At 68.7% G+C, this 26,468-nt stretch carries 23 protein-coding genes and 1 tRNA gene; 17 read left to right on the forward strand and 7 right to left on the reverse strand.

All coding sequences use genetic code 11. The features are described from left to right. Nucleotides 1-21: 21 nt before the first annotated feature. The 9 genes from O9344_RS11550 (at nt 22) to O9344_RS11590 (ending at nt 12,737) form a co-directional block, all read left to right on the forward strand. Nucleotides 22-567 carry a chlorite dismutase family protein gene (locus tag O9344_RS11550; protein ID WP_298476886.1) on the forward strand — a complete coding sequence of 182 codons (546 nt, stop codon included), beginning with the start codon at nt 22-24 and terminating at the stop codon, nt 565-567. A 132-nt stretch (nt 568-699) separates the two neighbouring features. Continuing rightward, nucleotides 700-1,893: a lytic murein transglycosylase gene (locus O9344_RS11555; RefSeq protein WP_298476889.1), complete on the forward strand. Its 1,194-nt coding sequence runs from the start codon at nt 700-702 to the stop codon at nt 1,891-1,893. Between the two features lie 115 nt (nt 1,894-2,008). Further along, the gene (locus O9344_RS11560) at nt 2,009-3,268 is read left to right on the forward strand and encodes an SGNH family hydrolase (RefSeq protein ID WP_298476892.1); all 1,260 of its coding nucleotides are present in this window, start codon (nt 2,009-2,011) and stop codon (nt 3,266-3,268) included. Between the two features lie 375 nt (nt 3,269-3,643). After that, nucleotides 3,644-8,353: a glutamate synthase large subunit gene (gltB, locus tag O9344_RS11565; RefSeq protein ID WP_298477062.1), complete on the forward strand. Its 4,710-nt coding sequence runs from the start codon at nt 3,644-3,646 to the stop codon at nt 8,351-8,353. Nucleotides 8,354-8,357: 4 nt separating this feature from the next. Beyond that, entirely contained in the window at nt 8,358-9,776 is a 1,419-nt protein-coding gene (locus O9344_RS11570; RefSeq protein ID WP_298476895.1) for a glutamate synthase subunit beta, read from the forward strand. Nucleotides 9,777-9,954: 178 nt separating this feature from the next. Then, a complete protein-coding gene (locus O9344_RS11575) occupies nt 9,955-10,164 on the forward strand; it encodes a DUF5397 family protein (protein WP_298476898.1) in 210 nt (69 codons plus the stop codon). Between the two features lie 5 nt (nt 10,165-10,169). Next, nucleotides 10,170-10,448: a virulence factor gene (locus O9344_RS11580; RefSeq protein WP_298476901.1), complete on the forward strand. Its 279-nt coding sequence runs from the start codon at nt 10,170-10,172 to the stop codon at nt 10,446-10,448. A gap of 3 nt (nt 10,449-10,451) precedes the next feature. Further along, a complete protein-coding gene (locus O9344_RS11585) occupies nt 10,452-11,531 on the forward strand; it encodes a beta-eliminating lyase-related protein (RefSeq protein ID WP_298476904.1) in 1,080 nt (359 codons plus the stop codon). 108 nt (nt 11,532-11,639) lie between these two features. Further along, on the forward strand, nt 11,640-12,737 hold the full coding sequence (locus O9344_RS11590; RefSeq protein WP_298476907.1) for a hypothetical protein: 1,098 nt from the start codon (nt 11,640-11,642) through the stop codon (nt 12,735-12,737). Nucleotides 12,738-12,871: 134 nt separating this feature from the next. On the opposite strand, the gene O9344_RS11595 is transcribed toward O9344_RS11590, so the two are convergent. Beyond that, nucleotides 12,872-13,351 (reverse strand): Hsp20 family protein, encoded by a 480-nt coding sequence (locus O9344_RS11595; protein ID WP_298476910.1) that lies wholly within the window; start codon nt 13,349-13,351, stop codon nt 12,872-12,874. Between the two features lie 267 nt (nt 13,352-13,618). On the opposite strand from O9344_RS11595, the gene O9344_RS11600 reads away from it, so the two are divergent. The 3 genes from O9344_RS11600 (at nt 13,619) to O9344_RS11610 (ending at nt 15,484) form a co-directional block, all read left to right on the forward strand. Then, nucleotides 13,619-13,990, forward strand: coding sequence for a PepSY domain-containing protein (locus O9344_RS11600; RefSeq protein ID WP_298476913.1), 372 nt, complete (start codon nt 13,619-13,621; stop codon nt 13,988-13,990). Nucleotides 13,991-14,066: 76 nt separating this feature from the next. After that, a complete protein-coding gene (locus O9344_RS11605; protein WP_298476915.1) occupies nt 14,067-14,459 on the forward strand; it encodes a hypothetical protein in 393 nt (130 codons plus the stop codon). Between the two features lie 74 nt (nt 14,460-14,533). Next, complete coding sequence (locus O9344_RS11610) at nt 14,534-15,484, forward strand: alpha/beta hydrolase (RefSeq protein WP_298476918.1); 951 nt, start codon at nt 14,534-14,536, stop codon at nt 15,482-15,484. A gap of 3 nt (nt 15,485-15,487) precedes the next feature. On the opposite strand, the gene hisN is transcribed toward O9344_RS11610, so the two are convergent. Then, complete coding sequence (gene hisN / locus O9344_RS11615; RefSeq protein ID WP_298476921.1) at nt 15,488-16,270, reverse strand: histidinol-phosphatase; 783 nt, start codon at nt 16,268-16,270, stop codon at nt 15,488-15,490. Nucleotides 16,271-16,458: 188 nt separating this feature from the next. Between hisN and O9344_RS11620 the strand changes: the two genes are divergently transcribed. Beyond that, on the forward strand, nt 16,459-17,715 hold the full coding sequence (locus O9344_RS11620; RefSeq protein ID WP_298476924.1) for an MFS transporter: 1,257 nt from the start codon (nt 16,459-16,461) through the stop codon (nt 17,713-17,715). A gap of 387 nt (nt 17,716-18,102) precedes the next feature. On the opposite strand, the gene O9344_RS11625 is transcribed toward O9344_RS11620, so the two are convergent. Next, nucleotides 18,103-18,993, reverse strand: a complete 891-nt coding sequence (locus O9344_RS11625; RefSeq protein ID WP_298477065.1) for an N-formylglutamate amidohydrolase — start codon at nt 18,991-18,993, stop codon at nt 18,103-18,105. A 205-nt stretch (nt 18,994-19,198) separates the two neighbouring features. Between O9344_RS11625 and cpdR the strand changes: the two genes are divergently transcribed. The 3 genes from cpdR (at nt 19,199) to O9344_RS11640 (ending at nt 21,649) form a co-directional block, all read left to right on the forward strand. After that, nucleotides 19,199-19,564: a cell cycle two-component system response regulator CpdR gene (gene cpdR, locus O9344_RS11630; protein WP_108177890.1), complete on the forward strand. Its 366-nt coding sequence runs from the start codon at nt 19,199-19,201 to the stop codon at nt 19,562-19,564. Nucleotides 19,565-19,668: 104 nt separating this feature from the next. Then, nucleotides 19,669-19,743: transfer RNA gene (locus O9344_RS11635), tRNA-Val, on the forward strand. A 202-nt stretch (nt 19,744-19,945) separates the two neighbouring features. Further along, nucleotides 19,946-21,649 carry a methyl-accepting chemotaxis protein gene (locus O9344_RS11640; protein WP_298476936.1) on the forward strand — a complete coding sequence of 568 codons (1,704 nt, stop codon included), beginning with the start codon at nt 19,946-19,948 and terminating at the stop codon, nt 21,647-21,649. A gap of 114 nt (nt 21,650-21,763) precedes the next feature. On the opposite strand, the gene O9344_RS11645 is transcribed toward O9344_RS11640, so the two are convergent. The 3 genes from O9344_RS11645 to O9344_RS11655 are packed head-to-tail and all read right to left on the reverse strand — an operon-like array spanning nt 21,764 to nt 23,529. Continuing rightward, nucleotides 21,764-22,171, reverse strand: coding sequence for a hypothetical protein (locus O9344_RS11645; protein ID WP_298476939.1), 408 nt, complete (start codon nt 22,169-22,171; stop codon nt 21,764-21,766). Continuing rightward, nucleotides 22,168-23,049 (reverse strand): hypothetical protein, encoded by an 882-nt coding sequence (locus O9344_RS11650; protein WP_298476942.1) that lies wholly within the window; start codon nt 23,047-23,049, stop codon nt 22,168-22,170. The genes O9344_RS11645 and O9344_RS11650 overlap by 4 nt, the downstream gene beginning before the upstream one ends. A 51-nt stretch (nt 23,050-23,100) precedes the next feature. Further along, entirely contained in the window at nt 23,101-23,529 is a 429-nt protein-coding gene (locus O9344_RS11655) for a hypothetical protein (RefSeq protein WP_298476945.1), read from the reverse strand. Nucleotides 23,530-23,678: 149 nt separating this feature from the next. Between O9344_RS11655 and O9344_RS11660 the strand changes: the two genes are divergently transcribed. Continuing rightward, nucleotides 23,679-24,347, forward strand: coding sequence for a Crp/Fnr family transcriptional regulator (locus O9344_RS11660; protein WP_298476948.1), 669 nt, complete (start codon nt 23,679-23,681; stop codon nt 24,345-24,347). Nucleotides 24,348-24,352: 5 nt separating this feature from the next. Here O9344_RS11660 and O9344_RS11665 read toward each other — a convergent pair whose 3' ends face one another. Beyond that, nucleotides 24,353-26,467, reverse strand: a complete 2,115-nt coding sequence (locus O9344_RS11665) for a S8 family serine peptidase (protein ID WP_298476951.1) — start codon at nt 26,465-26,467, stop codon at nt 24,353-24,355. Nucleotide 26,468 lies beyond the last annotated feature (1 nt).

Consider the following 26,468-nt stretch of genomic DNA (forward strand, 5'->3'; position numbering starts at 1 on the left):
CGGCTTGTATCGACGGGAACCATGACCCGCCCGATCCCCGTCTCCTTCACGGCCGGCGCCAGCGGCGACTGGCACATCCTCGCGATCCATCCGGTCGCCGGTCCTCCGCTGGCAGCGGCGGCGCGGCTGTCGGTGACGAGCGGCGAGGCCCCGCCGCCTGGCCTCTGGACGCTGACCGGCAGCACCAGCAACGCCCGCTACGCGACCCGCGCCGAGACCGACGGCCTCGCCGCGCGCCAGCAGGGCCTTGGGCGCCCGGCCGCCACCCGCGCCGCTCTGATCCCGATCACCAAGAACCCGGACTGGTGGGCCTTGGCGCAGGACGAGCGGCGCGCCATCTTCGAGGAGCGCTCTCGCCATACCGCCATCGGCATGGATTATCTCCCCGCCATCGCCCGCCGGCTGCACCATTGCCGCGAGCTCGGCGGCCCCTTTGACTTCCTCACCTGGTTCGAATTTTCGCCCGAGGCGGAGCCGGCCTTCGACGCCATGCTCTCCCGCCTCCGGGCCACCGAAGAGTGGCGCTTCGTCGCGGCGGAGGTCGATATCCGCCTCGCCCGCGACTGACCCATGGACGGCATCGGCGGGCCGCGCTTAACTCTTCGTTCAGCGTAAGCGTTGTTTTCCTTGGAGCCTGGAGCTGCCCGTTCCGCACCGGAGGCGCTTGGCATGACGATCGACACGAAACGACGCGGAACCTTGGGACGCGAAACTCTCGGCGCGGCACTCGCCCTGGCCGTCCTGTCGGCTGCGCCCGCCGCGGCGCAGGGCAGCTTCCAGGACTGCCTGCGCGGCCTCGAGCAGCAGGCCCGCTCGCGCGGCGTCCTGCCCCAGGTCTTCGCCGAGGCGACCGCCGGCCTCAGCCCCGACAATTCCATCCTCGCTCTGCTGGACCGCCAGCCGGAATTCTCCCGCCAGCCCTGGGACTATATCAACGGCCTCGTCGCGGCGAACCGCATCGCCGAGGGCCGCCGCATGCTGCAGGTCCATCGCGCCGCCTTCGACCGGGCCCAGCAGGAGACCGGCGTCGACAAGCACATCATCGCGGCGATCTGGGGTATCGAGACGAGCTTCGGCAAGTCCAAGGGCAATACCAGCGTGGTCCGCGCCACAGCCACCCTCGCCTGCTACGGCCGCCGCCAGGACTTCTTCCGCGGCGAATTCGTCGCGGCGCTGCAGATCCTCCACCAGGGCCATGTCAGCCCCGCCGCCTTCCGCGGCTCCTGGGCCGGCGCCTTCGGCCATACCCAGTTCATGCCCTCGACCTTCCTCCGCGCGGCGCGCTCGGCGAGCGGTTCACAGCGGATCGACCTCGTCGGTTCGGTGCCGGATGCGCTGATGTCGACCGGCAACCTGCTGCGCGCCGAAGGCTGGCAGACCGGCCAGGGCTGGGGTTACGAGGTGACGGTGCCCGCCGGCCTCGATCTGGCGCTTGCCGGCCGCGACCGGCCGCAGGCCATCGCCCAGTGGGAGGCCCGCGGCGTGCGCCGCGTCGGCGGCCAGGGCTTTCCGCGCCGCGGCGACCAGGCCTTCCTGCATCTGCCGGGCGGCGCCGCCGGTCCGGCCTTCCTGATGCTCCCGAATTTCCGGGTCATCATGAAATACAACAACTCCGAAAACTACGCGATGGCGGTCGGCCATCTCGCCGACCGGCTGCGCGGCGGCGGCGGCTTCGTGCGGCCCTGGCCGACGGCCGAGCGACCGCTGACCCAGCAGGAGCGGGTCGAGCTGCAGCAGCGCCTGAGCCAGGTCGGGCTCTATACCGGCACGGTCGACGGCAAGCTCGGGGCGGGAACCCGCGAGGCGCTGCAGCGCTTCCAGCAGCGCGCCGGGATGCCGGCCGACGGTTTCCCCACCGCCGCCCTGCTCCAGCGCCTGCGCCGCGGCGGCTGAACCGGGGATAGATTCCGCCGCAAAGCCAGGTGGCATCTCGCCGGACACTGAAACTTGTCCCCATCGGACGGGCCGATGCTAGACTGGCGGTCCCTCGAACCAGACGGACCTGCCGGTGACCATCCTTCGACATCTCCTGCTGCTGGCCTGCCTCGCCATCGCCGCCTTCGCGGCGGTGCCGGCCGGCGCGCAGGCGCCCTATGTCGACGATCGCTACCCCCACCTCCTCGCCCCGCGTGACCAGCGCCCGCGCATCCTGTCGATCCCTCAGGGCTCGCGCCAGGCGCCGCGCGCCGCCCGCCCGGCCGAGTCCATCCGCCCGCCCGCGGCCACCACGGCCCGCGGCCCGGCGACGGAGGGCAGCGCGCCGACCACCTTCGTCCTCGTCCTCGGCGACAATCTCGGGGAATGGCTCGCCTATGGCCTAGGGCCCGCCTTCGAGGACGTGCCCGAGCTTGGCATCATCGACCGCAGCCGGCTCGCCTCCGGCCTGACAAGGCCAGATGTCCTCGACTGGACCAAGGCCGTGCCGGAAACTTTCGCCGGCATCGCCAAGATCGACTTCGTCGTGATGCTGCTCGGCTCCAATGACCGTCAGGCCATCCGTCTCGAACGCGAGACGGTGGACCCCGAGGACGAGCGCTGGCGCGGCCTCTATGCCGAGCGCGTCGACCAGGTGATGCAGGCGATGAAGGCGCGCGGCGTGCCGGTCTACTGGGTCGGCGTGCCGCCGCTGCGCGGCCAGCGCCTGTCGACCCACATGCAGCTCCTCAACACGATCTACAAGGAGCGGGCCGAGCGCAACGGCGTCACCTTCGTCGACGTCTGGAACGGCTTCGTCGACGAACATGGCAATTACACGCAGTTCGGCCCCGACTTCGCCGGCCAGATCCGCCGCCTGAGAACCGCCGACGGCGTCCATTTCACCATTGCGGGTGCGCGCAAGCTCGCCCTCTTCCTCGAACAGGAACTGCGCCGCGATCTCGTCGGCCGCATCACGCCGGCCCTGCCGCCGGGCACCGATCCGGGGGCGCCTGCACCGCCTGCGGGCGGACCCGAGGCGACGGCCCCCGGAACGGTCGCGCCGGGGACGCCTGTGCCCGCTGCGCCACCGCGTCCCGCCATCGGCCCGGTCTTCGTGCTGCATGGCAACCCGGCGCTGCCCCAGGGCACCACCGCGCCGAGCGCCGCCCCCGCCGGCGGCCAACTCGCGGGGGGAAGTGGCGCCCGTCCGGCAGGCAGCGCCGCCGCCTCCGTCCTGGTCCGGGGCGAGGCCCCCGTCCCGATGACCGGTCGCATCGACGACTTCCGCTGGCCGCGCCCGGCGGAGGCCGCCGTAGCGCCGGCGGCGGGCCCGACAGCCCGGTCGCCCTGACGGTCATAAAGTTGCGTCCCGGAGGCCCTATCCGTTGCCTTTGGGATGCCTTTGCGCAAGCGTTGGCAATAAAGGTGATCCCGGGCCGCCTTGCGGCACGTAATGGCGCTTGTGTCGCTGTTTGAAATCTGTCAAATAACGGCCGGAGAAAGGTCAGCATCGCTGCCCTATCCGTCAAGACCCCGATCAAGGGGCTCCGGGGAGGACGAAAAGGGCCCCGAATCTGCATGCCGGTCGGTGGCGGGATGGTCCCGTCGCTCGCGCCGGCTTCCTGTGTCACGGTGAGGGCACGAACCGCGGCTCCGGCCGCAATTGAGGTGGATGATGAGCACGCAGCCTTTTGGTGCGATGTCGGGTCTGGGGGTCGAGGCGGGCATGGGCCGCGCCACGAAAGCCAATACGCCCGCCGTCACCAAAAACCGCACGCGTGCCGTGATCGATCCGGGCCTGCCGGAAGCGCAGGGTCTTTATGACCCGCGCAACGAGAAGGACGCCTGCGGCGTTGGCTTCATCGCCGACATGAAGGGTCGCAAGTCCCACAAGATCGTCCAGGACGGCATCCAGATCCTGCTCAACCTCGAGCATCGCGGCGCTGTCGGCGCCGACCCGCGCGCCGGCGACGGCGCCGGCATGCTCGTCCAGATCCCGGACGCCTTCTTCCGCAAGGAAGCGGCGAAGCTCGGCTTCTCCCTGCCCGAGCCCGGCCATTACGCCGTCGGCTTCATTTTCTTCCCGCGCGACCCGGCCGGACAGGCCATCGTGCGCGAGGCCATCGAGAAGGTCGTCGCCGACGAGGGCCAGGTGCTGCTCGGCTGGCGCGACGTGCCGACCGACAACGCCTCGCTGGGCGAGAGCGTCAAGCCGACCGAGCCGCTGCACAAGCAGATCTTCGTCGCCCGCGGCCCGGGCGTGGAGAGCGAGGAGGAGTTCGAGCGCCGCCTCTTCGTGCTGCGCAAGGTCATCTCCAACCTCGTCTATGACCTGAACGACCCGCGCACCAAGGGCTATTACCCGGTGTCGCTGTCGTGCCGGACCATCGTCTACAAGGGCATGTTCCTGGCCGACCAGCTCGGCTCCTACTATCCGGACCTGCACGATCCGAGCTTCGAGAGCGCCCTCGCCCTCGTGCACCAGCGCTTCTCGACCAACACCTTCCCGGCCTGGTCGCTCGCCCATCCCTACCGGATGGTCGCCCATAACGGCGAGATCAACACGCTGCGCGGCAACGTCAACTGGATGGCGGCCCGCCAGGCGAGCGTCGATTCCGAGCTCTTCGGCAACGACATCTCCAAGCTCTGGCCGATCTCCTACGAGGGCCAGTCGGACACCGCCTGCTTCGACAACGCGCTGGAATTCCTCGTCCAGGGCGGCTACTCGCTCGCCCATGCGGTGATGATGCTGGTGCCCGAGGCCTGGGCCGGCAACAAGCTCATGGATGAGCAGCGCCGCGCCTTCTACGAGTACCATGCGGCGATCATGGAGCCCTGGGACGGCCCGGCCTCCATCGCCTTCACCGATGGCCGCCAGATCGGCGCGACGCTGGACCGCAACGGCCTGCGCCCCGCCCGCTGGTTCGTCACCAAGGACGACCGCATCATCATGGCCTCCGAGATGGGCGTTCTGCCCGTTCCGGAGAGCGACATCGTCCGCAAGTGGCGCCTCCAGCCCGGCAAGATGCTCCTCGTCGACCTCGCCGAGGGCCGCATCATCTCCGACGAGGAGATCAAGGCGCAGCTCGCCGCCTCCAACCCCTACAAGGAGTGGCTGGAGCGCTCGCAGCTGATCCTTGAGGACCTGCCGCCGGTGGAGCCGCGCGCCTCGCGCACCGACGTGCCGCTTCTCGATAAGCAGCAGGCCTTCGGCTACACTCAGGAGGACGTGAAGATCCTCCTCGAGCCGATGGCGACGACCGGCCAGGAGGCCGTCGGTTCGATGGGCACCGACACGCCCATCTCCGCCCTCTCCTCCAAGTCGAAGCTGCTCTACACCTACTTCAAGCAGAACTTCGCCCAGGTGACGAACCCGCCGATCGATCCGATCCGCGAGGAGCTCGTCATGAGCCTCGTCTCCTTCATCGGGCCGCGGCCGAACCTGTTCGACCTCGACGGCACCTCGCGCCGCAAGCGCCTAGAGGTCCGCCAGCCGATCCTCACCAACGAGGACCTGGAGAAGATCCGCTGCATCGGCCATCGCGAGGATTCCTTCGACACGAAGACCCTCGACATCACCTATCCGGCCGCCAAGGGCGCCGCCGGCATGGCGGAAGCCCTGCAGCTGCTCTGCGACCGCGCCGAGGCTGCCGTCCACGGCCGCTACAACATCATCATCCTGTCCGACCGCATGGTCGGCCCGGACCGCATCCCGATCCCGGCGCTGCTCGCCACCGCCGCCGTGCACCATCACCTGATCCGCAAGGGCCTGCGCACCGCCGCCGGCCTCGTCGTGGAGACCGGTGAGGCGCGCGAGGTGCATCACTTCTGCTGCCTCGCCGGCTATGGCGCCGAGGCGATCAACCCCTATCTCGCCTTCGAGACCCTCGAGGAGCTGCACGAGAAGGGCCAGCTGCCGCCGGAGGTGGACGCCCACGAGGTGGTGAAGCGCTTCATCAAGTCGATCGGCAAGGGCATCATGAAGGTGATGTCCAAGATGGGCATCTCCACCTACCAGTCCTATTGCGGTGCGCAGATCTTCGACGCCGTCGGCCTCGGCGACGACTTCGTGGCGCAGTACTTCACCGGCACCGCCACCCGCATCGGCGGCGTCGGCCTGCCCGAGGTCGCCGAGGAGACGGTGTCGCGTCACACCGGCGCCTTCTCTGATGATCCGACCCTGCTCACGAGCCTCGAGGTCGGTGGCGAATATGCCTACCGCATCCGCGGCGAGGACCATGTCTGGTCGCCGGAGACGGTGGCCGCCCTCCAGCACGCCGTGCGCGGCAACAGCCAGGACCGCTACCGCGAGTTCGCCCGCCTCGTGAACGAGCAGGCGAGCCGGCTGCAGACCATCCGCGGCCTGTTCCGCATCAAGACCGCCGAGGAGGTGGGCCGCAAGGCCGTGCCGCTCGACGAGGTCGAGCCGGCGGCGAGCATCGTCAAGCGCTTCGCCACCGGCGCCATGTCCTATGGCTCGATCTCGCGCGAGGCCCACACCAACCTGGCGCTCGCCATGAACGCCATTGGCGCCAAGTCGAACACCGGCGAGGGCGGCGAGGAATCCGAGCGCTTCCAGCCCCTGCCGGACGGGCGCTCCATGCGCTCGGCCATCAAGCAGGTGGCCTCCGGCCGCTTCGGCGTGACGACGGAATACCTCGTCAATTCCGACGTCATGCAGATCAAGATGGCCCAGGGCGCCAAGCCCGGCGAGGGCGGCCAGCTGCCCGGCCACAAGGTCGATGCGGTCATCGCCAAGGTGCGTCACTCGACGCCGGGCGTCGGCCTCATCTCGCCGCCGCCGCACCACGACATCTACTCGATCGAGGATCTGGCGCAGCTCATCTACGACCTGAAGAACGTCAACCCCCGGGCCGACGTCTCGGTGAAGCTCGTCTCCGAGGTCGGCGTCGGCACCGTTGCCGCGGGCGTCGCCAAGGCGCGCGCCGACCATGTGACGATCTCCGGCTTCGAGGGCGGCACCGGCGCCTCGCCGCTCACCTCCATCAAGCACACGGGCTCGCCGTGGGAGATCGGCCTCGCCGAGACCCACCAGACCCTGGTGCTGAACCGCCTGCGCTCGCGCATCGCGGTGCAGGTCGATGGCGGCCTGCGCACCGGCCGTGACGTGGTCGTGGGCGCGCTGCTGGGTGCCGACGAGTTCGGCTTCGCCACCGCGCCGCTGATCGCCGCCGGCTGCATCATGATGCGCAAGTGCCATCTCAACACCTGCCCGGTTGGCGTCGCCACCCAGGATCCGGTGCTGCGCAAGCGCTTCAAGGGCCAGCCCGAGCACGTCATCAACTACTTCTTCTTCGTCGCCGAGGAAGTGCGCGAGCTGATGGCCTCCATGGGCTACCGCTCCATCGACGAGATGGTCGGCCAGATGCAGATGCTCGACCGCCGCGAGGCCGTCGACCACTGGAAGGCCAAGGGCCTCGATTTCTCGCGGCTCTTCCACAAGCCCGATGTCCCGGCCGAGGTGGGCGTCTATCACTCCGAGACGCAGAACCATCACCTCGAGGCGGTGCTCGACCGCAAGCTCATCGAGGCGGCCAAGCCCGCCCTCGACGAGGGCAAGCCGGTCGTCATCGAGACGGCCATCGGCAGCGTCAACCGCTCGGTCGGCGCCATGCTGTCGGGCGCGGTCGCGGCGAAGTTCGGCCATACCGGCCTCACCGACGACGCCATCCACGTGAAGCTGAAGGGCACCGCCGGCCAGAGCTTCGGCGCCTGGGTCGCCCGCGGCGTCACGCTGGAGCTCGAGGGCGAGGCCAATGACTATGTCGGCAAGGGCCTCTCGGGCGGCAAGCTGATCGTCTATCCCGCCGCCGAGGCCACCAGCCTCGACGTCGACAACTCGATCATCGTCGGCAACACCGTGCTCTACGGCGCCATCGAGGGCGAATGCTACTTCCGTGGCGTCGCCGGCGAGCGCTTCGCGGTGCGCAACTCGGGCGCCATCGCGGTGGTCGAGGGCACCGGCGACCACGGCTGCGAATACATGACCGGCGGCGTCGTCGTCGTGCTCGGCCAGACCGGCCGCAACTTCGCGGCGGGCATGTCCGGCGGCATCGCCTATGTGCTCGACGAGGAGGGCGACTTCGCCCGCCGCTGCAACCTCGCCATGGTCGAGCTTGAGCCGGTTCCGGAGGAGGACGAGCTGCTGTCGCGCGTCTATCACCAGTCCGGCGGCCTCGACAGCCACGGCCGGGTGGACGTGATGAGCGACATGAGCCGCTTCGACGCCGAGCGCCTGCACCAGCTCATTGCCAACCACGCCCGCTACACGGGCTCCAAGCGCGCCAGGGACATCCTCGACAACTGGTCGGAGATGCTGCCGAAATTCAGGAAGGTGATGCCGGTCGAGTACCGCCGCGCGCTTCAGGAAATGGAACAGGCCCAGCAGCGCCCGCTCGCGCTGGCAGGAGAGTAAGACGATGGGGAAGGTCACGGGTTTCTTGGAGATCGACCGTCAGGACCGGCGCTATGCGCCGGCAGGCGACCGCATCCGCCACTACCGCGAATTCGTCATCCCGCTGAGCGAGGAAGGCACGCGCAACCAGGCTGCGCGCTGCATGAATTGCGGCATTCCGTTCTGTCACAACGGCTGCCCGGTCAATAACCAGATCCCCGACTGGAACGACCTCGTCTACAATGGCGGCTGGCGTGAGGCGTCGATCAACCTCCACTCCACCAACAATTTCCCCGAGTTCACCGGCCGCGTCTGCCCCGCGCCCTGCGAGGCGGCCTGCACGCTGAACATCGAGGACACCCCGGTCACCATCAAGACGATCGAATGCGCCATCGTCGACCGCGCCTGGAACGAGGGCTGGATCACGCCCGAGCCGGCCAAGGTGAAGACCGGCAAGAAGGTCGCCGTCATCGGTTCGGGACCGGCGGGCCTTGCCGCCGCGCAGCAGCTCGCCCGCGCCGGCCATGACGTCCACGTCTACGAGAAGTTCGCCAAGGCCGGCGGCCTCCTCCGCTACGGCATTCCGGACTTCAAGATGGAGAAGCGGCTCATCGACCGCCGCATCCATCAAATGGACGCCGAGGGCGTCACCTTCCACTACAACGAGCATATCGGCGTCACCCGCCCCGTGCAGGAGCTGCTCGACGGCTATGATGCCGTGCTGCTCTCCGGCGGTGCGGAAAAGCCGCGCGACCTGCCCGTTCCCGGCCGCGACCTTGATGGCGTCCATTTCGCCATGGACTTCCTGCCGCAGCAGAACCGCCGCGTCGCCGGCGAGCCCGTCGGCACCAACGAGCCGATCCTCGCCTCCGGCAAGCACGTCGTCGTCATCGGCGGCGGCGACACCGGCTCGGACTGCATCGGCACCTCGGTGCGCCAGGGCGCGCTCTCGGTGACCCAGCTCGAGATCATGCCGAAGCCTCCGACGAAGGAGGACAAGGGGATGGTTTGGCCGCTCTGGCCGCTGAAGCTGCGCACCTCCTCCAGCCACGAGGAAGGCGCCGAGCGTGACTTCGCCGTCATGACCTCGGAATTCACCGGCGCCAATGGCCGCGTGAAGAGCCTCAGGTGTGTCCGCGTCGACGACAAGATGCAGCCGGTGCCGGGCTCCGAGTTCGAGCTGAAGGCCGATCTCGTCCTGCTCGCCATGGGCTTCGTCAACCCGGTCCACGAGGGCATGGTCGAGAGCCTCTCCGTCGGCCTCGATGCGCGCAAGAACGTCGCCGCCAACACCAACGACTACCGCACCTCGGTGGCGAAGGTTTACGCGGCCGGCGACATGCGCCGCGGCCAGAGCCTCGTCGTCTGGGCGATCCGGGAAGGCCGCCAGGCCGCCCACGCCATCGACAAGGACCTGATGGGCACGACCACCCTGCCGCGCTGAGCGGCGGGGGCGTCCCTAGGCTTCGATTCAACAAGCTTTCAGAGCCGATGCCCGGGCCAATCCCGGGCATCGCTTTTTTGGACCTGCCGTTCGCGGTCCGGGCGCGGACACCCCAGATTTCGCCAGCGCCCGTGACATACCACCTGTCTTCGGGCATCCTCGGCGCATGAACGTCACCGTGCGATCGCCCGACGATGTCCGGATTGACCCCGCTGCACTGGTGGGGTCATGCCGTCGCTTCGGGCTCTACGGCCCGGTCTATGAGATCCTCGCTGTTGGCACCGTCAGCGCCTCCGAGGGGCTGCTCATGCAGGTCCGCGTCGTCACGACGGGCGAGACGGTCGACTATCCCCTCACCGACATTCTCGACGATCCGCTGGAGCGGTAGGGCGCGTGTTCGCCATCACCTTCGACCTCGTCGTCGCTGAGTTGCGCGCTTCCTACCCACGCCGGGTGCCCCAGGCTTATGAGGACATCAACCAGGTCCTCGGCAGCCTCGGCTTCGAATGGGTCCAGGGGTCTGTCTATGTATCCCGGACCGGTGACCTCGCGGATCTGATGCGCGCTGTCGATGCCTTGCGCGCATTGCCGTGGTTCGGCACCTGTGTGCGGGACATACGGGCGTTCAAGGTCGAGAACTGGTCCGACTTCACGCCCCTCTTCAAGAGCTGATCCATGTTCTTCGCAAGCGACAACGGCCTCGGGGCCTCCGACAAGGTCATGCAGGCGATCCTCGCCGCCAATGGCGGAGCGCGGCTCGGCTATGGCAATGACGACGCCACCAAGGCCGTCGAGCGCCGGCTCGCCGATCTCTTCGAACGCGAGGTCGCGGTGTTCATGGTCGCCACCGGCACGGCGGCGAATGGCCTCGCCCTATCCACCCTGACGCCGCCCTGGGGCATCGTCCTCTGCCACGACGAGAGCCATGTCATCGAGGACGAGTGCTGCGGGCCGGAATTCTTCACCGGCGGCGCCAAGCTGGTCGGCATTCCCGGCCGCGGCGCCAAGATCACCGCGAAGGCGCTGGAGGCGACCATTGCCGGCCTCGGCCGTCGCGTGCCGCACAATGCGCCGATCCACGCCCTCTCCATCACCCAGTCCACCGAACTCGGCCAGGTCTATTCCGTCGCCGAGGTGACGGAGCTCGTCGCCATCGCAAGGCGCCACGGCCTCGGCGTCCACATGGACGGCGCCCGCTTCGCCAATGCGGTGGCAGCCCTCGGCTGCACGCCGGCGGAGATCACCTGGAAGGCCGGCGTGGACGTGCTCTCCTTCGGCACCACCAAGGGCGGCACCATCGCCTGCGAGGCGCTGGTCTATTTCGAACCCGCCAAGGCGAATGAGATGGTGCGCCGGCGGATGCGGGGCGGGCACCTGCTCTCCAAGCACCGCTTCCTCGCAGCCCAGATGGAGGCCTTTCTCGACGGCGGCCATTGGCTGGAGCTCGCCCGCCACGCCAATGCCGCCGCGGCACGGCTCGCCGAGGGGCTTGCGGCCATTCCCGGCATCCGTCTGCCGATCAAGCCTGACGCCAACGGCCTTTTTCCGATCTTCCGGCAGGAGATCGTCGACGCGCTGAAGGCGGAGGGCGCGGTCTTCTATCCCTGGTCCGACAAGGGCCTGCCCGAGGCTGAGCGCGCCGGTCCCGGCGAGTGCATGATGCGCCTCGTCACCTCCTTCGCCACGACGGAGGCGGATATCGAACGGTTCCTCTCCATCGCCGCCAAGGCCGCCCGCCCGCTCGCGGCGGAGTAACGACACACAACGCGTCCGCCTCACCCGGCACGGCATGTCGCCCTGAAATCGCCGTTCTCCTTGCCGAAAGGTTGCGAGGGGCATGAGGGGAAGAGAAGGACGCGTTTCGTGCGCCACGGTCTCATCACGGCGGCCACAGCCGCCATCATCGCCGCAACCGGCGCGCTGCTGACGGCCCCGCTGGCCGCAGCGCCACTGGCAGGTCCACGCCTCGCCGCGCCCGCCACCGCGACGTCCGACCTTGTGCCCGTCCAGTACTGGGGCGGCTGGGGGCCGCGCTACTACGACTATGACGACGAGCCGCCCGTCTATCGCCGCCGCTATGTCGTGCCCGAGGTCGAGGACGTCATCGCGCCCGCCGAAGCCGTCGCCATCGCCCGCTCCATGGGCTACCGCGCCATTTCCCGGCCGCGCCTTGCCGGTCGCGTCTGGGTGGTCGAAACGGTCGGCGGCGCGGGCCAGCGCGCCCGCGTGACGATCAACGCCTATTCCGGCGCGCCGATCAACATCCGCGAACTCGAGCCCTCCGGGCCGCGCTTCTCCACCCCGCCGGCCTGGCCGGAGGAACGCCCGAGCTTTGGCCGCGAGGGCGCGGTGCGTGCCCCTCCGCCCATCCGCGAGGGCCGCCTCGACCCCGACGGCTTCGAGCGGCCCGAGAGGCCCGAGCGCCCGGCCCGTCCGGCTCCCAACATCACCGCTCGTGCCGTGCCGGTGCCAGAGCCGCGCCCGAACCTCGGCCGTGGCCTCGACGACCGTCCGGCGGAAACACCGCCCCTGCCGCCGGTGGCAAGCCCGCCCCCGGCCGAGGCACCGGTTGCACCGCCGCCCGCGGCATCCGTCCCGCCGCGCCGGGTCGATCCGCCGGCCGCCGTGCCGGTTCCGCAGACCCCGCCGCTCAGCGTCGAGCCCCAGCAGCCGATCACGCCGCCCGCGGTCACTGCGCCGCAGGCCGTGGAGCCGCCGGCGCCCGCCGTCACCGCCCCGCCGGTGGAGCCCGCTCCCCCGGCTGCCGCGACACCCGCTCCGCAGCCCGACCGTTCCGCGGTCGAACCGCCGGTCGCCGTCCAGCCGCCGCAGGTAACACCGCCCGCGCCAGCAGCGCCGACCACCGAGACCGCGCAGAGGCCCGAGAGCGACGGCGTGCTGATCGACGGCCGCTTCCTCGGCCCCAATGGCGAGGCGCCGCCGCCCGGCAGCCGGCCCTGAGGGCGCCGCCCACTCCCTCCCCGACATGACGAAACGCCCCGGTGATGCCTCACCGGGGCGTTCGCGCATCTCAGGAAGGGCCGTTGGAGGGCGGCCCGGCCGTCAGGTGATGCCAGAATCCAGGTCTGGCTGGATCAGGCCACCTGGCGGCTGGCCGCACCCTCGATCACCCGCGGCGAAGCGTTGCCGCCGCCGATCGGGATCTGCCGCGGCTTCATCGCCTCCGGGATCTCGCGGACGAGATCGACATGGAGGAGGCCGTGGTCGAGCACCGCGCCCTTCACCTGCACATGGTCGGCGAGCTGGAAGCGGCGATCGAAGGCGCGGGCGGCGATGCCCTGGTGGAGATAGTCGGGCTTGCCCTCACCCTCGGCCACGGCCTTCTCGCCGCGGATGGTGAGCGCCTGCTCCTTGACCTCGATGGAGATGTCCTTGTCGGTGAAGCCCGCCACCGCCACCGAGATGCGATAGGCGTTCTCGCCGGTGCGCTCGATATTGTAGGGCGGGTAGGACGGGGCCGGACCTTCGAGGCCGGAGGCCTGGTCGAGCATGGAGAAAAGACGGTCGAAGCCCACGGTCGAACGATAGAGCGGGGCGAGGTCGAAATGGCGCATGGATGTCCTCCTTCAAGCGACATCGGATCGACGAGGAACCCGCCTGTTGCGGCCGGGTCCGGTTGGGTGTGCAGCCACCTGGGGCCTGCACAGAAGGAGAGTTAGGAAGCGGTCCTTGGCCGCGCAAGGGGGCGGTCGCCGAGCAATTTTTCGCATGAAGGCCGGGTGAACGGCGCTTTCCGGGAGGGTTCAGGCGGGAGGCGGCAGAGTGCCCGCCATCATCGACCCGTCGCCTGTCCCGGCGGGTCATCCAGAACGGGTCCCGCCATGCGGCTCTCCTCCACCACCCTCGCCTCGCGCTCGCCGGCCGTGCTCGGCATCGTCGCGGCCTCTGCCACCATCGCCCTCGCGGTCGCGCTGCTCGCCTGTGCGGGCGGCCTCGCCCGCGCCGATGAGGCTGGACGCCGTCGCCCCGTCCCGCAGGAGATGAGTGCCGCCGACGTTCCCGCCAGGCTCTCCCAGCGCGGCTATGCCGTCACCGACCCGGTGGTGCGCCGCGGCAGCACCTACCTGACCCACGGCACCGACCGCTTCGGCCAGCGCCTTCGCCTTGTCATGGATGCGCGGAATGGTGAGCTCATCGGCCTGCGTGTCGTCGGCAACGGCCGTGCGCCGCGCGAGCCGCACGGGGCACCCTGACCGCCCGCGGCGGTCTCACCTTGCGGCAGGCGTCGATATCGCCAAGACTGCACACGCATGTCCCGGGAGGACCGCCATGAAGACGCCAAGCCTCGCCACCCTCATCCTCGCCGCCAGCGCCGCAACGGCCGCAGCCATGCCGTTGGCCGTCCCTGCCCCGCTCGAGGGGCCCCTCCTCCAGGTCCAGGATTGCGGCCCGCCCATCCGCCGGATCCAGATCGACCCCTTCACCGGCGAGCAGCGGCTCGTCTGGATCCGCCGTCCCTGCGGGCCAGGCTATTATGGCGGCGGCTGGGCCCCGCCGCGCGTCTATGAGGAGCGTCCGTACTATCGCCCAGCGCCGCGCTACTACGAGCCGCCGCCCGTCCGCTACTACGAGGAGGAGCCGGTCTATCGCCCGCGCCGTCCGCCGCCGCCCGGCTGGGAGCGCGATCCCTATACCGGGCGCGACACCCGCATCCTGCGCTGACCGCCCGGCGCGGCCATGGTAAGCGGACGGGAGCCCTGATCGCTTCCGCCGCCGATTCGTGAGCCCGCCCGCCGATGGACCTCGTCGCGCTTCCCGACTGGCCGATCCCCCCCGGCGTCCGCGCCGGGACGATCACCACCGAGGACAGCATCCCCATCCGCTATGCCCGCTGGGAGGCAACCGGCGCGCCGCGGCGCGGCACCGTCGTCATCTGCCAGGGGCGGGCCGAGTTCATCGAGAAATATATCGAGGTGATCCCGGAGCTGCGCGAGCGCGGCTTCGGTGTCCTCGCCTTCGACTGGCGCGGCCAGGGCGGCTCGGGGCGGCTGCTGTCGGATGGGCGCAAGGGCCACGCCCGCCGCTTCGCCCATTACCAGCGCGACCTCGAGGCGGTCATGACCCTGATCGGCCTGCCCGACTGCCGCCCGCCCTTCTTCGCGCTCGGCCATTCCATGGGCGGCGCCATCCTGATCGAGGCGGCCAAGGCCGGCCGCACCTGGTTCGACCGCATGGTGCTCACCGCCCCCATGGTGAAACTGCGCCAGGTCAGCCATCCCAAGGCGGTCGGTCTCTTGGTCGGCGCCCTGTCGCTCGCCGGCCTCGGCGGCGCGATCATTCCCGGCGGCTCGGCCAAGCCCATGGCGCTGAAGCCCTTCGAGGGCAATCCGGTGACGCAGGACCCGGAGCGCTATGCCCGCACCGCCGCCTATGCCCTCGCCGATGCACGGCTCGGCCTCGGCGCACCCACCATCGGCTGGCTGCGCGAGGCCATCGCGGTGACCCAGCGCTTCGCCCATCCGCTCTATACCCGCGACATCCGCCAGCCCATGCTGCTGATGGGCGCGGCACTTGACCCGCTGGTCGACACGCCGGCGGTCGAGGATTTCGCCCGCCGCGCCAAGGCGGTGGGCTGCGTCGTCGTGCCAGGCGCGAAACACGAGCTGCTGCAGGAGCGCGACGCCATCCGCAGCCAGTTCTGGGCCGCCTTTGACGCCTTCATTCCCGGCGAGCAGGCCTATCTCTGAGCCTCAAGCGTTGAGGATCGCCAGCGCCTCGGCATGGACGCGCTTGTCGCCGGCCGCGACGATGCGCCCGCCGCCGCTGGCAGCGCCGCCGTCCCAGGTGGTGACGATGCCGCCCGCGCCCTCGATGATCGGCACCAGCGCGGCGATGTCATAGGGCTTCAGGCCCGCCTCGACCACGAGGTCGACATGACCGGCGGCCAGCATGCAATAGGCGTAGCAGTCGGCGCCGTAGCGATAGGTGCGGCAGCGCGCCTCGACCTTGTCATAGAGCCCCTTGGTCTCGGCGTCGAAGAGCTTCGGCGAGGTGGTCATGATGGTCGCCGCATCGAGCCCGGTGCAGGGGCGCGTGCGAAGGCTGCGCTGGCCGGCCGGGCCCTCGTAGCGCGCCGCGGCGCCATCGCCCCAGAAGCGCTCGCCGATGAAGGGCTGGTGCATCATGCCGAAGATCGGCGTGCCCTGGCGGGCGAGGCCGATCAGCGTGCCCCAGACCGGAATGCCGGCAATGAAGGCCTTGGTGCCGTCGATGGGATCGAGGATCCACACATGCTCGGCATCGGCGTTCTCGGCGCCATATTCCTCGCCGACAATGCCATGGGCGGGGAAGGTGCGCTTGATGAGCTGGCGCATCACCGCCTCGCCGGCGCGGTCGCCCTCGGTGACGGGGTCGAAGGCGCCGAGGCCGGCCTTGTTCTCCACCCCGATGGAGGAGCGGAAGAAGGGCAGGATGGCCTCTCCCGACAGGCGGGCAAGATCACGGACGAAGCTCTCGAAATCGACAGCGCTCACGGGGGCGTCCTTCTCTGGCGGCCGGGTCCGCGTCCTATAGGCAGGCCGCCCTGCCGCGGCAATGGGCGGGACGCGGCGCGAAGGGCCTGCCGCATGCGCCGCGGTGGGTTCAGGGCTGCGCAGCGGGCCTTGCCGCTGAGAGAGACGACGGGCAGTGTCGCCGCCCGGCGAGAGAGGGAACCCCCGAGGTGACGGACCAGACATCCCCCCGCTCGGGCGTGATCGGCACGGCGCTCGTCGGCCTGGTGGCCGTGCTCGCCACCGCCACCCTGATGAGCCAGTTCTTCCGCAACTCGGTCGGTGTCATCGCCACCACCCTCGCGGGCGAACTCGACCTCGATCCTGACCAGCTCGGCCTCGTTGCCTCCTCCTTCTTCCTGATCTTCGCGCTCTGCCAGATCCCCGTCGGCATCGTCATCGACCGCTGGGGCCCGCGGACCGCCCTGCTCGGCTCAGGGCTCTTCGTCGTGGCGGGTGCGCTCGTCTTTGCCGGCGCGACCGGCCAGGCCGGCCTCGTCGCCGGCCGCCTCCTGCTCGGCATCGGCTGCTCGACCTTCTTCATGGCGCCGCTGGTCGTCTATGCGCGCAGCTTCGACCCTGCCGTCTTCGCCAGCCTCACCGGTTTCCAGATCGCCTTCTCGAGCCTCGGCACGCTCATCGCTACCGCGCCGCTGGGCTGGATGACCGCGACGCAGGGCTGGCGCTCCGCCTTCCTGCTCGCCGCGGCGGTCTCCGCCGTGCTGCTCCTCGCCATCCTCGTTGTGGTCCGCGGCCCCGCGACCGGCCGCCTCCCCGGCGCGAAACGGGAAACGCTCGGCGAGGCCTTCGCCGGCATCGGCGCGGTGGTGAGGACCAGGGGCTTCGTGCCGCTCTTCCTCATGTCCTTCTCCACCTATTCGACCTTCGGCCTCATCATCGGCCTCTGGGGTGGCCCCTATCTCGCCCATGTCCACGGCGCTGACCTCGCCATGCAGGGCAAGGTGCTCTTCGCGATGGCGCTGGCCCAGATCATCGGCACGATGGCCTGGGGGTCGGCCGACCGGCTCGCGGGGGCCTACAAGCCGGTGGCCGTCACCGGCGCCGCACTCTCGCTCCTGCTGGTGGGCGGCCTTGTCCTCGGCGGCTCCACGTCGACGCTCGCTGCGGCGATCCTCATGGCGGTGCTGGGCTTCTCCTGCGCCTTCACGCCGGTGCTCGTCGCCCATTCCAAGGCGCTCTTTCCCCCCGAGCTCACCGGGCGTGGCCTGTCGCTGATCAACATGGGCACGATGAGCGGCAGCTTCGCCACCCAGTGGGTCACCGGCCTCGCGGTGAAGGCGGTGGCGGGCGGCGCCAGTGTCTATCCGCTCGCCGCCTTCCAGGTCGCTTTCACGCTGCAGGCGGTCCTGCTCGCCTGCGCCACCCTCGCCTACCTGCGGGCGCCCGACCCCCGCCGCGGCCTCTGACGCGAAGCTGTCTTATGGCGCGCAAAAAAATGGGACAGCCTTCTTGCCTTTTCCGGCGACCCTAGGCATATTGTTGCAGCGCGGTATCGCCTTGCGATGCCCCGCAGCCCTCCTTGGGCGTTTCCTCCCTAGACTTGGGCCGCTCACGAAAGTGAGCGGCCTCTTTCTTTTCCGGGATGCCATAAATCCTTTAAATCAACGATTTAAGGCAAGTTTCCTCGCCACGTCAGGTTCGGCGCCAAACTGTATAAAATCGAAAAATGGGTGACTGGCCTTGTGCGCCGCACCCTGATCGAGCGATCAGGACGACGGAATCATGACAACCCCTCAGGAGGTCGAAGAGGTCCTCCGGGCCCTCGTCATGCAAAATTGTGGGGTCTGATCCGGCTATTCCGCCGCGACGCGCCAGTCGCTGCCGCGCTCGAGCGGCAGCCGCGCCAGGGCCTCGGCCAGCACCATCATGTCCGCCTGCAGCTGCGGGAAATGGTCGGTGAGCCGATAGCTGCGCTCATCCATGTAGAGGGCGCGGTTGATCTCGATCTGCACCGCATGGACGCCGGTCTGCGGCTGGCCGTAATGCTCGGTGATGAAGCCGCCGGCATAGGGCTTGTTGCGCACCACGTTGTAGCCGCGCTCGCGCAGCACTGCCTCGACGAGGTCGCCCACGGCCGGCGCGCAGCTCGTGCCGTACCGATCACCGATGACCATGTCAGCGCGCGGCCGGTCCTCGCGCACCGGCGCCATGGACGGCATCGAATGGCAGTCGACCAGCAGTGCACCGCCGAAGGCGCGGTGCGTCGATGAGATAAGCCGCCGCAGCGCCCGGTGATAGGGCTTGTAGAGGGTTTCGATGCGCATCAGCGCCTCGTCCACCGGCAGGCGGCGGGCATAGATCTCCTGCGCCTCGCCGACGACGCGCGGGATGGTGCCGAGGCCGCCGGCCACCCGCATGGAGCGGGTATTGGCGAAGGTCGGCAAGCGGCCGTCGAACATGCGGGGATCGAGTTCGTAGGGCTCGCGATTCACATCCACCATGGAGCGGGGGAAATGCACCCGCATCAGCGGCATGCCCCGCTCGACCACGCCGGCGAAGAGCGAATCCACCGCCGTGTCCTCGGATCGGCGGAGCAACGCCATGTCGAGCCTGACCTGGCGGAGGAAGTTCGGCGGATAGACCCGTCCCGAATGCGGCGAGTTGAAGATCACCGCCGCGCGCATCTCCACCGGCTCGAGCGCCTCGAAGGCTGGTTCGATGTCGCAGATCGCCGGGTCCGTCATCATCCGTCCGTCACTGGGCCTTGTCTGCACATTAGCGCGCAGGCCCGCCCTGTGAACCCCCGCCACCGCGGGGCGGCCCGCCGAAGCCGATTTCGGGCGTTCCGTTCACCAAGCCTTTACCAAGTTCCGGCTTGATGACCACAACCGGGATCGGGTTCGCTACACCGCTCTCCCGACGACGGACGGACTGAGGATCGCATTCGGCATGGGCAAGATTCTGCTGGCGGAAGACGACAACGACATGCGCCGCTTCCTGGTGAAGGCGCTGCAGACGGCCGGCTACGACGTCGCCCATTTCGACAATGGTCTGTCGGCCTATCACCGCCTGCGCGAGGAGCCCTTCGAGCTCCTGCTCACCGACATCGTCATGCCCGAGATGGACGGCATCGAGCTCGCCCGCCGCGCCACCGAACTCGACCCCGACATCAAGGTGATGTTCATCACCGGCTTCGCCGCCGTGGCCCTTCAGCCGGATTCGCAGGCCCCGAAGGATGCCAAGATCCTCTCCAAGCCCTTCCACCTGCGCGACCTCGTCAACGAGGTCGAGAAGATGCTGAAGCAGGCCGCCTGAGGCCGCCCCGGCGATACCGGATTTTGGGCTCCGCGGGCCTCTTGCACGCTCGCGCGATCCCCACTATACGGTGCGCCTCGCTTCCGCGGCCCCCGGGCCGCACCGGGCGCGTAGCTCAGCGGGAGAGCACTACGTTGACATCGTAGGGGTCGCTGGTTCGATCCCAGCCGCGCCCACCATTCAAAACCCCGGCGAACCCCCAAGGTTCGCCGGGGTTTTTCGTTATTCGGCAACCTGTCACGGGCGACGCGGCATGCCCGCGGCCGGTTGAAGCGCTGGCTGCAAGCTTTGACAATTTGTCGCAGGTTGCCAGATACCAGCCATGCCAGCTTCGTTAACGCTTTGACCCGAAAATCACGCGCACTTTATGGAGATTCCATCGTGCGCATCCGCTTCGGAATGATCAGCAAGGTCGTCGCTCTGGCGATCGTCGTGAGCATCGCCTCCCTCGGTGTCTTCGCCGCCGTCGCCATCAACAAGAGCGCGGAGACCAAGATGTCCCTGCGCAAGGAGTCGATTGCCCGCACAAGCGGTCTCGCTCTCGCTGTCGTCGAGACCGGCTTCCCCGGCGCGCGCGGCGAGTTCTCCTCCGACGGCCTGGTCAACAAGATCATCCTGAAGGGGCCGATGGACGTCGGCCAGCATCAGGTCGTCGACCGCATCGCCCAGTCGCTGGCGGGCGTCGCGACCATTGTCGGCCGCCGTGACGACGGCTCCTATGTCCGCCTGTCCACCACCGCCCGACGTGAGGACGGCAGCCGCGCCATCGGCGTCCAGGTCGACCGTGCCAGCCCGGTCGTGGCGGCGCTCGAGGCGCGTCAGCCGGTCGTCGCCCCGACCCGCGTCGGCGGCATCGATTACCTCACCCGCTGGGTGCCCATCGTCGATCCCTCGGGCGCGGTGCTCGGGGGCATCGCCAGCGGCTCGTCGCTCGCCAGCGTCCAGGGCTCCATCGCCGAGTTCAACCAGACGCTGACGATCCTCGGCGTCATCGCTGCCCTCGTCTCGGCGCTGGCCATGTGGTGGGTGGTGCGCCGGCAGGTCTCGCCGCTGGCGGATCTCAGCGCCGCGGCCGGCACGCTCGCGGCCGGCGAGGTTGCCGTCGCCATTCCGCATCAGGACCTGCGCGACGAGCGCGGCGGCCTCGCCCGCAGCCTCGAGGGCCTGAGGATCAGCCTCGAGGAGCGCCAGCGGCTCGAGGGCCAGACGGCCGCCGACCGTATCCGCGAGGCCGACCGCGCCACGGCCCTCGGCGGGATCATCGAGAGCTTCCGCGAGCGCATCGCCCACACCGTGTCGCAGGTGGCCACCCGCGCCGATCAGCTCGATGCGACCGCCGCGAGCCTTGCGGCCGGCATGGGCGAGGCCCGCAGCCAGGCTGGCGCCGCCTCCGAGGCCGCCGCCCAGTCCGGCACCCAGGCCCAGACCATTGCCGCCGCCATCGTCCAGCTGACCGCCACCGCCGAGGAGATCCGCCGCCAGGCCTCCGACATGGCTGGCGCCTACGAGAAGACCGCCGCGACCGTCGAGGGCACCGTTCAGGAGGTGCAGAAGCTGTCGGACAGCGCCAATGACGTCGCCAATGTCATCACGCTCATCGGCACCATCGCCGAGCAGACCAACCTGCTGGCGCTCAATGCCACGATCGAGGCGGCCCGCGCCGGCGAGGCCGGCAAGGGCTTCTCGGTCGTCGCCAGCGAGGTGAAGGCGCTCGCCGCCCAGACCAAGCGCGCCACCGAGCAGATCTCCTCCAAGATCATCGCCATCCAGGAGGCCACCAACCAGACGGTCCAGGCCATCAACTCGATCGCCACCGCCACCTCCGGCAACGTGCAGGCCACCGGCATCATCCGCACCTCGATCGACGAGCAGACGGCCGCCTTCGGCGAGATCGCCAAGGCCGCGGCGACAAGCGTCGAGGGCACCGCCGTCACAGGCCGGCAGGTCAACGAGATGCTGCACCGGGTGGACAGCACCGAGGAGACCTCGCGGGCCATCGCCAGCGTTGCAGGCGCCCTGGCGCAGGACGTCGTCAGCACCCGCTCCGTCGTCGACGATTTCCTCAACCGCGTCCGCGCGGCATGACGGTGCAGGGCCTGGGCAGAACCATCTGCCACAGGCCCTGCCCGCCTCGTCATCTCCTGCCGACAGTCCGGCGCGCGCGCCCAGGGGCAGTCGCCTGCGCCGGAAGGCCTGCGATCAGCCGATGGCGGAAATGAGCTTCGTCATGGCGCCGAGAACATCGGCGGTCAGGTTCAGCCTGTCCGCCAGTTCATTCGCCTTGGTCTTGGCCGCCACGAGATCGTCCTTCGCCTTGCGGAAGTTGGCGGTCAGCACGCGATACTCAGCGTCGTGCTGGGAGAGAGCGATTTTCGCAAGTGCGATGATTTCCTTCAGGATTGCCCGCTGCGCCGCATGGTAGCGGGCGAGCAGCTGCGCATCATTGGTCTCCTCGCTGAGCCGCCGCAGAACCTCGCCGGCGGCGTCGAGAGCTTCGATGGCCTGGTCGATGGTCAACGGCGCGGCGGCCCGAACAGATGCCCTGGTGCCGGCGATCGCGAGCCTGTCGCGGGCGATACGCGACATTAGAGTCCGAGGCGTGGTCATGGGGTCCTCCTGATGGCTGTGGCGAGCGCTGCGATGTCATCGGAAAGATCGACAAAGCGACGCAGCAGTTGTTCTCCGTCAGGCTTTCCGGTCGCGAGGGCGTGGTGGGAGTCTTCCAGAGCGGTAAGCACCTGGTCATAGCGATCGACTGCCGCCAAGGCCGCCGAGATCTCGGCCACCTCCTGGCGAGCGCGACGCCATTCATCATAGGCCCGGAGGCGGTCGATGCGGCGGTCGCCCCGGATCAGGCTGAGGCTATCGCTACGGGAGTCGGTAAAGACAGCGTGCTGTCTGCGAAGGACACTGCGAACCGTACCGAGGCTCCTCCGCAGGAGCGTCGCCGCCTGCTTGACATCAGCATCACGAGCCGAAATGACTGCCTGGATTTCTGCCGCATAGGCGTTTCCGAGCAGAATGCCGACGCCGCGCGAGACCAGGCGGATGGCAGGCCCAGCAATCGGCGCCGTTGTTGGCGATAGCACCGCCGCAAGCGACGTCGCCGCCCCACCAAGTTTCGCCGCTGCGGCTTCAAGCTTCGCGACGTTGCCGTTGTCGGCCGCATCGGCAAGCGCCTTGCCATATCCGCCGAGGGCCGAGAGCAGCTGCAACCGAAGTTCGATTTGTTCCTTCGGCAGGAGAGGCACGGTGCCCACGGACAAGGCGACCGGCCCGCCGCGAACAAAGCTCTGGGCGTGGATTTCAGCCTCGTCCAGCATCTGGATCCGCGCGCTCAAGGCGATCGCGTCTTCCATGACCGTCGTGGAGGCGGTCACGGCCTTGCCGAAGCGCGCGACGCCGTCCGCGTTCGGGAGTGTGCTGCAGGCCCCCAACAAGATGAGAACAGGAATGATCGCGACAATACGCGTAAGCCTTCTCATGGATCGCCCTCCACGACGCCAGGTATGGATTTTCAGGATGTGTGGGCCGCCTCAGGAGGACGGATTGATCATGCCGCGGAGCTGGTTGGCCGCGTAGGGCAGGAACATCGCCGAGCCGGCGAACAGGAAGGTCGGGATTCCGTCGAGCAAGCGCGCAACGCCGGCATCCCCGGCCATCAGCCGGAAAAGGACCACGTTGGCGATCCCCCAGAAGAAGGTTGCCATGACGACCGAGCCGACGAAGCCGGCGACACGGCTGAAACTGCCCGGCTCCGCAGCAGGCTCGGAAGAGGCTGCACCCCCAGCGTTTGCGCCTGCGGCCGCGCCCCTGTCGGCCGGCTGCCTGGATGGCGCCTTCTCGCCGAGGACCTCGGCGAACACGACGTGGCGAAGGCTTGTGACGATCAGGGCGATCGTCGCCCCATTGAAGATCAACAGGAAAAAAGCGGCAAAAAGAACGGTATTGTCTGACAACGACATCACAGATCCCCCTTGGACAAGACAGCCAATTTGGCGATCCAGAGCTTGGCCAATGTTGTGGGGTGGCTTCTGTGATTTAGCCCACACTTGCGAAGATGACGTCCGTCGCTGACAATGACAGGGCGAATGCAGCCGTCGGGGGCCGGTTGATGGATCTGCGGGACAATGCGCTGTTTGTGGGCTTGTCGGCTGAAGCGAAACGCGAGCTCGGACACTCCTTCTCGCCCCGGCGTTATGCCGAAGGCAGCCGGATCATCGCGGCGGATGATCGTTCAACCGACCTCTTCCTGGTCGTCTCCGGGCGTCTCTCGGTACGGTCCTTCGCCGACGACGGACATGAAGTCGCCTTTGTCGAAATCGGACCGGGCGCCTTCTTCGGTGAACTGGCCGCGATCGACGGAGGACCACGATCGGCCGATGTGATGGCCGCCGAGGAGTCCGTGCTCGCCACCATGCGGGCCGAGGCGTTGCGGGAGGCCGTCCTGCGCCATCCGCAGCTTGGACTCAATCTCGCGATCCATCTTGCCGGTCGGGTGCGCGACCTCTCCGGCCGGGTTTTCGAGGTCAGCACGCTGCGCTCGTCACAGCGGATACGACGGGAGCTGCTCCGGCTCGCTCGGAACGGCTATCCCACGCTGAATGCAGTCGACATCCGGCCCGCCCCGACGCACTACGAGATTGCGGCCCGCACATCCACGCATCGCGAAGCGGTGTCGCGGGAGCTCTCTGCCCTCGCGACGCGCCGAATCCTGCGCACCGGGCGCAAGACGATCACCATCATCGACATGGCGGCCCTCGAGCGGCTGGCCGAGTCCTGACGGCCTCAGAATCGCAGTGGATGACGATCGGAGTTGTCGTCGTCGGTGGCCGCTGGTCGGATTATCCCCCAGCCCTGGCGCTCATCCGACTTCGAGGGCCTTGCGAAGGTCGACACGAGACCGCCGGCCGCCGATTTTGGCGATGCTTGCCGGAAGGATTCGATGCGATCCGCGATCCGGCGCGCGACGAATGGGGCCGCGACGCTGGTGCCGTTGAGCCGGACCGAGCTGCGGCTGCGCGCACCGCCGGCCCTGATGCCGGCCAAGACGACCGATTCCTCGGAAGGGGCCGCCAGATCGACCCCGCGGTTCTCCTCGCCCTTGAAGCCGGCACCGGAATAGGGCGCGATGTCGGGAACGCCGCCTGCCATGTCGGTGCGCACGAAAGCGCCCGCCACCACGACGACGCTACTGCCACTCGCCATGGCGTTGAGCGACCCCGCGCCATCGACGAGGCATCGGTGCTCCGCCCCCTCGTTCGGAACCCGTCGATCACGCGTCCCGCCGCAAGGATCGACAAACCGGGACTGACGGGCGTTGCGAACCGTTCGCCGCGGGAGATCGTCGCGCTGGACCCAGGCATGGACATGAGTCCCCGTCTGCATGCCGCTGGCCGCAGCGGTGAGGCGCCACCGCCCATGCGGTGCCACCGGCCCGCCAACGTCATCCGGGGCGGTGCGGGTGACACAGATCTGGAAGAGGTGGCGGCTGCGCGCCTTGGACGGCGGACAGGAGATGGCCTGGGCGACGAGCCGCCCCTTGTCGTCGCGGAGTTCCGCGAAGCTGGTGCCCTTGGTCGAGAGAGCGACTGTCTGACCCGTCGGGGTCGACACCTGCAGCGAGAAGACACCGTCAAATCCGTCGGGGAGCCAGACCTGCACGAGATTGGGAGTGCCGTCGTCCGGCAGGATCTCCCAGGTCAAGGACTGCGGAAAATCGCGCTCGAACCCGTCGGCTGGCAGCGCCGCATGACAGTCGGCGAGATAGCTGTTGCCCGAAGGCATGACGATGACGAACGGAACGCTGGGATAGGCCACGGACCAGCCCCTCACGAGGTCGTCCATCGCTCGCTCGACATCCGAGCTGCCATCGTGGGGCCCTGCCATGTTGCCGTAGCTGACGGTCACGACGACGGGGTTGGGAGGACCGTCTGTCCCCTCCGCCATACGCTCGGCCATGGCGGCGATGAAGCGAAGACCGTCGAGCAGGTAATAGCCGAGGGAATGACCGGAACCATCATCCACCGCGACATCCGGCAACTGGACCGATACGATCGGGCGCAGGTCCGATCCGGCAACATCTCCCTCCGGCGCGGCGCCGGCGGCGATGTCCATCACATGCGTCCCGTGGGTGGTGCGGGCTGCGGACCATGTCGTCTGCGGCAGGCCAGCGTCATACAACCCGATGATCCGGTAGAACGCGTCCTCGTCGCCGCCGGATGATCCAAGGGCAGTGTTCACCTCGCGCCGCGTGATGAGCCGCCCGTAGTCGAAGCCCGGCGGCCGCGAGGCCGCCGTGAACTGTTGCGACCAGAGGCCGACGGAGCGCGTTTGACCGTTCGCGCTGCGAAACCGGTCTGAGGCCAGGCAAAGCCCATCGTCGATGAGGCCCATCAGAACACTGCCGGCCGCGATGCGCGGCGTCGCCTGCATGGCCAAAGGGGTCCCGGCGGCACGGATGACGAGAGGTTCCGGTGGAACCGATATCGTCAGGCTGTCGATGAAGGATGCGAGAACATCATGATCGGCAAGCCAATTCACCACCTGCGGCGCGATACGGGCCGTGCAGTACCGGGCTCCGGCCCAGTGACCCTTGGCCTGGCGATACGTCGACGCGATGAGGATGCTGGACCTCCATGTGGCCGCCTTCACATCGCCGAACACGATGGCATCGTCTGCCGGGCGAACCCCGTTCACGGCAAAAGTGGCGAGGTCCGCCGCGGTGACGCCTTCCGCGAGGCGGATCAAGACCCGCAACGAGAGATCTGGCGTCAGATCATCCGGCGATGGAACGGTGGCGGCAATAGGCGCGCCGGCATCGCCCAACAGCCAATCGGCGAGGGGATCGATTGTGATGGCGCGGCCCTGGAACCGGCTCTGGCCTTCGGTTCTCCATTCCATG

This window comes from Phreatobacter sp., assembly GCF_027532945.1.
Lineage (GTDB): Bacteria > Pseudomonadota > Alphaproteobacteria > Rhizobiales > Phreatobacteraceae > Phreatobacter.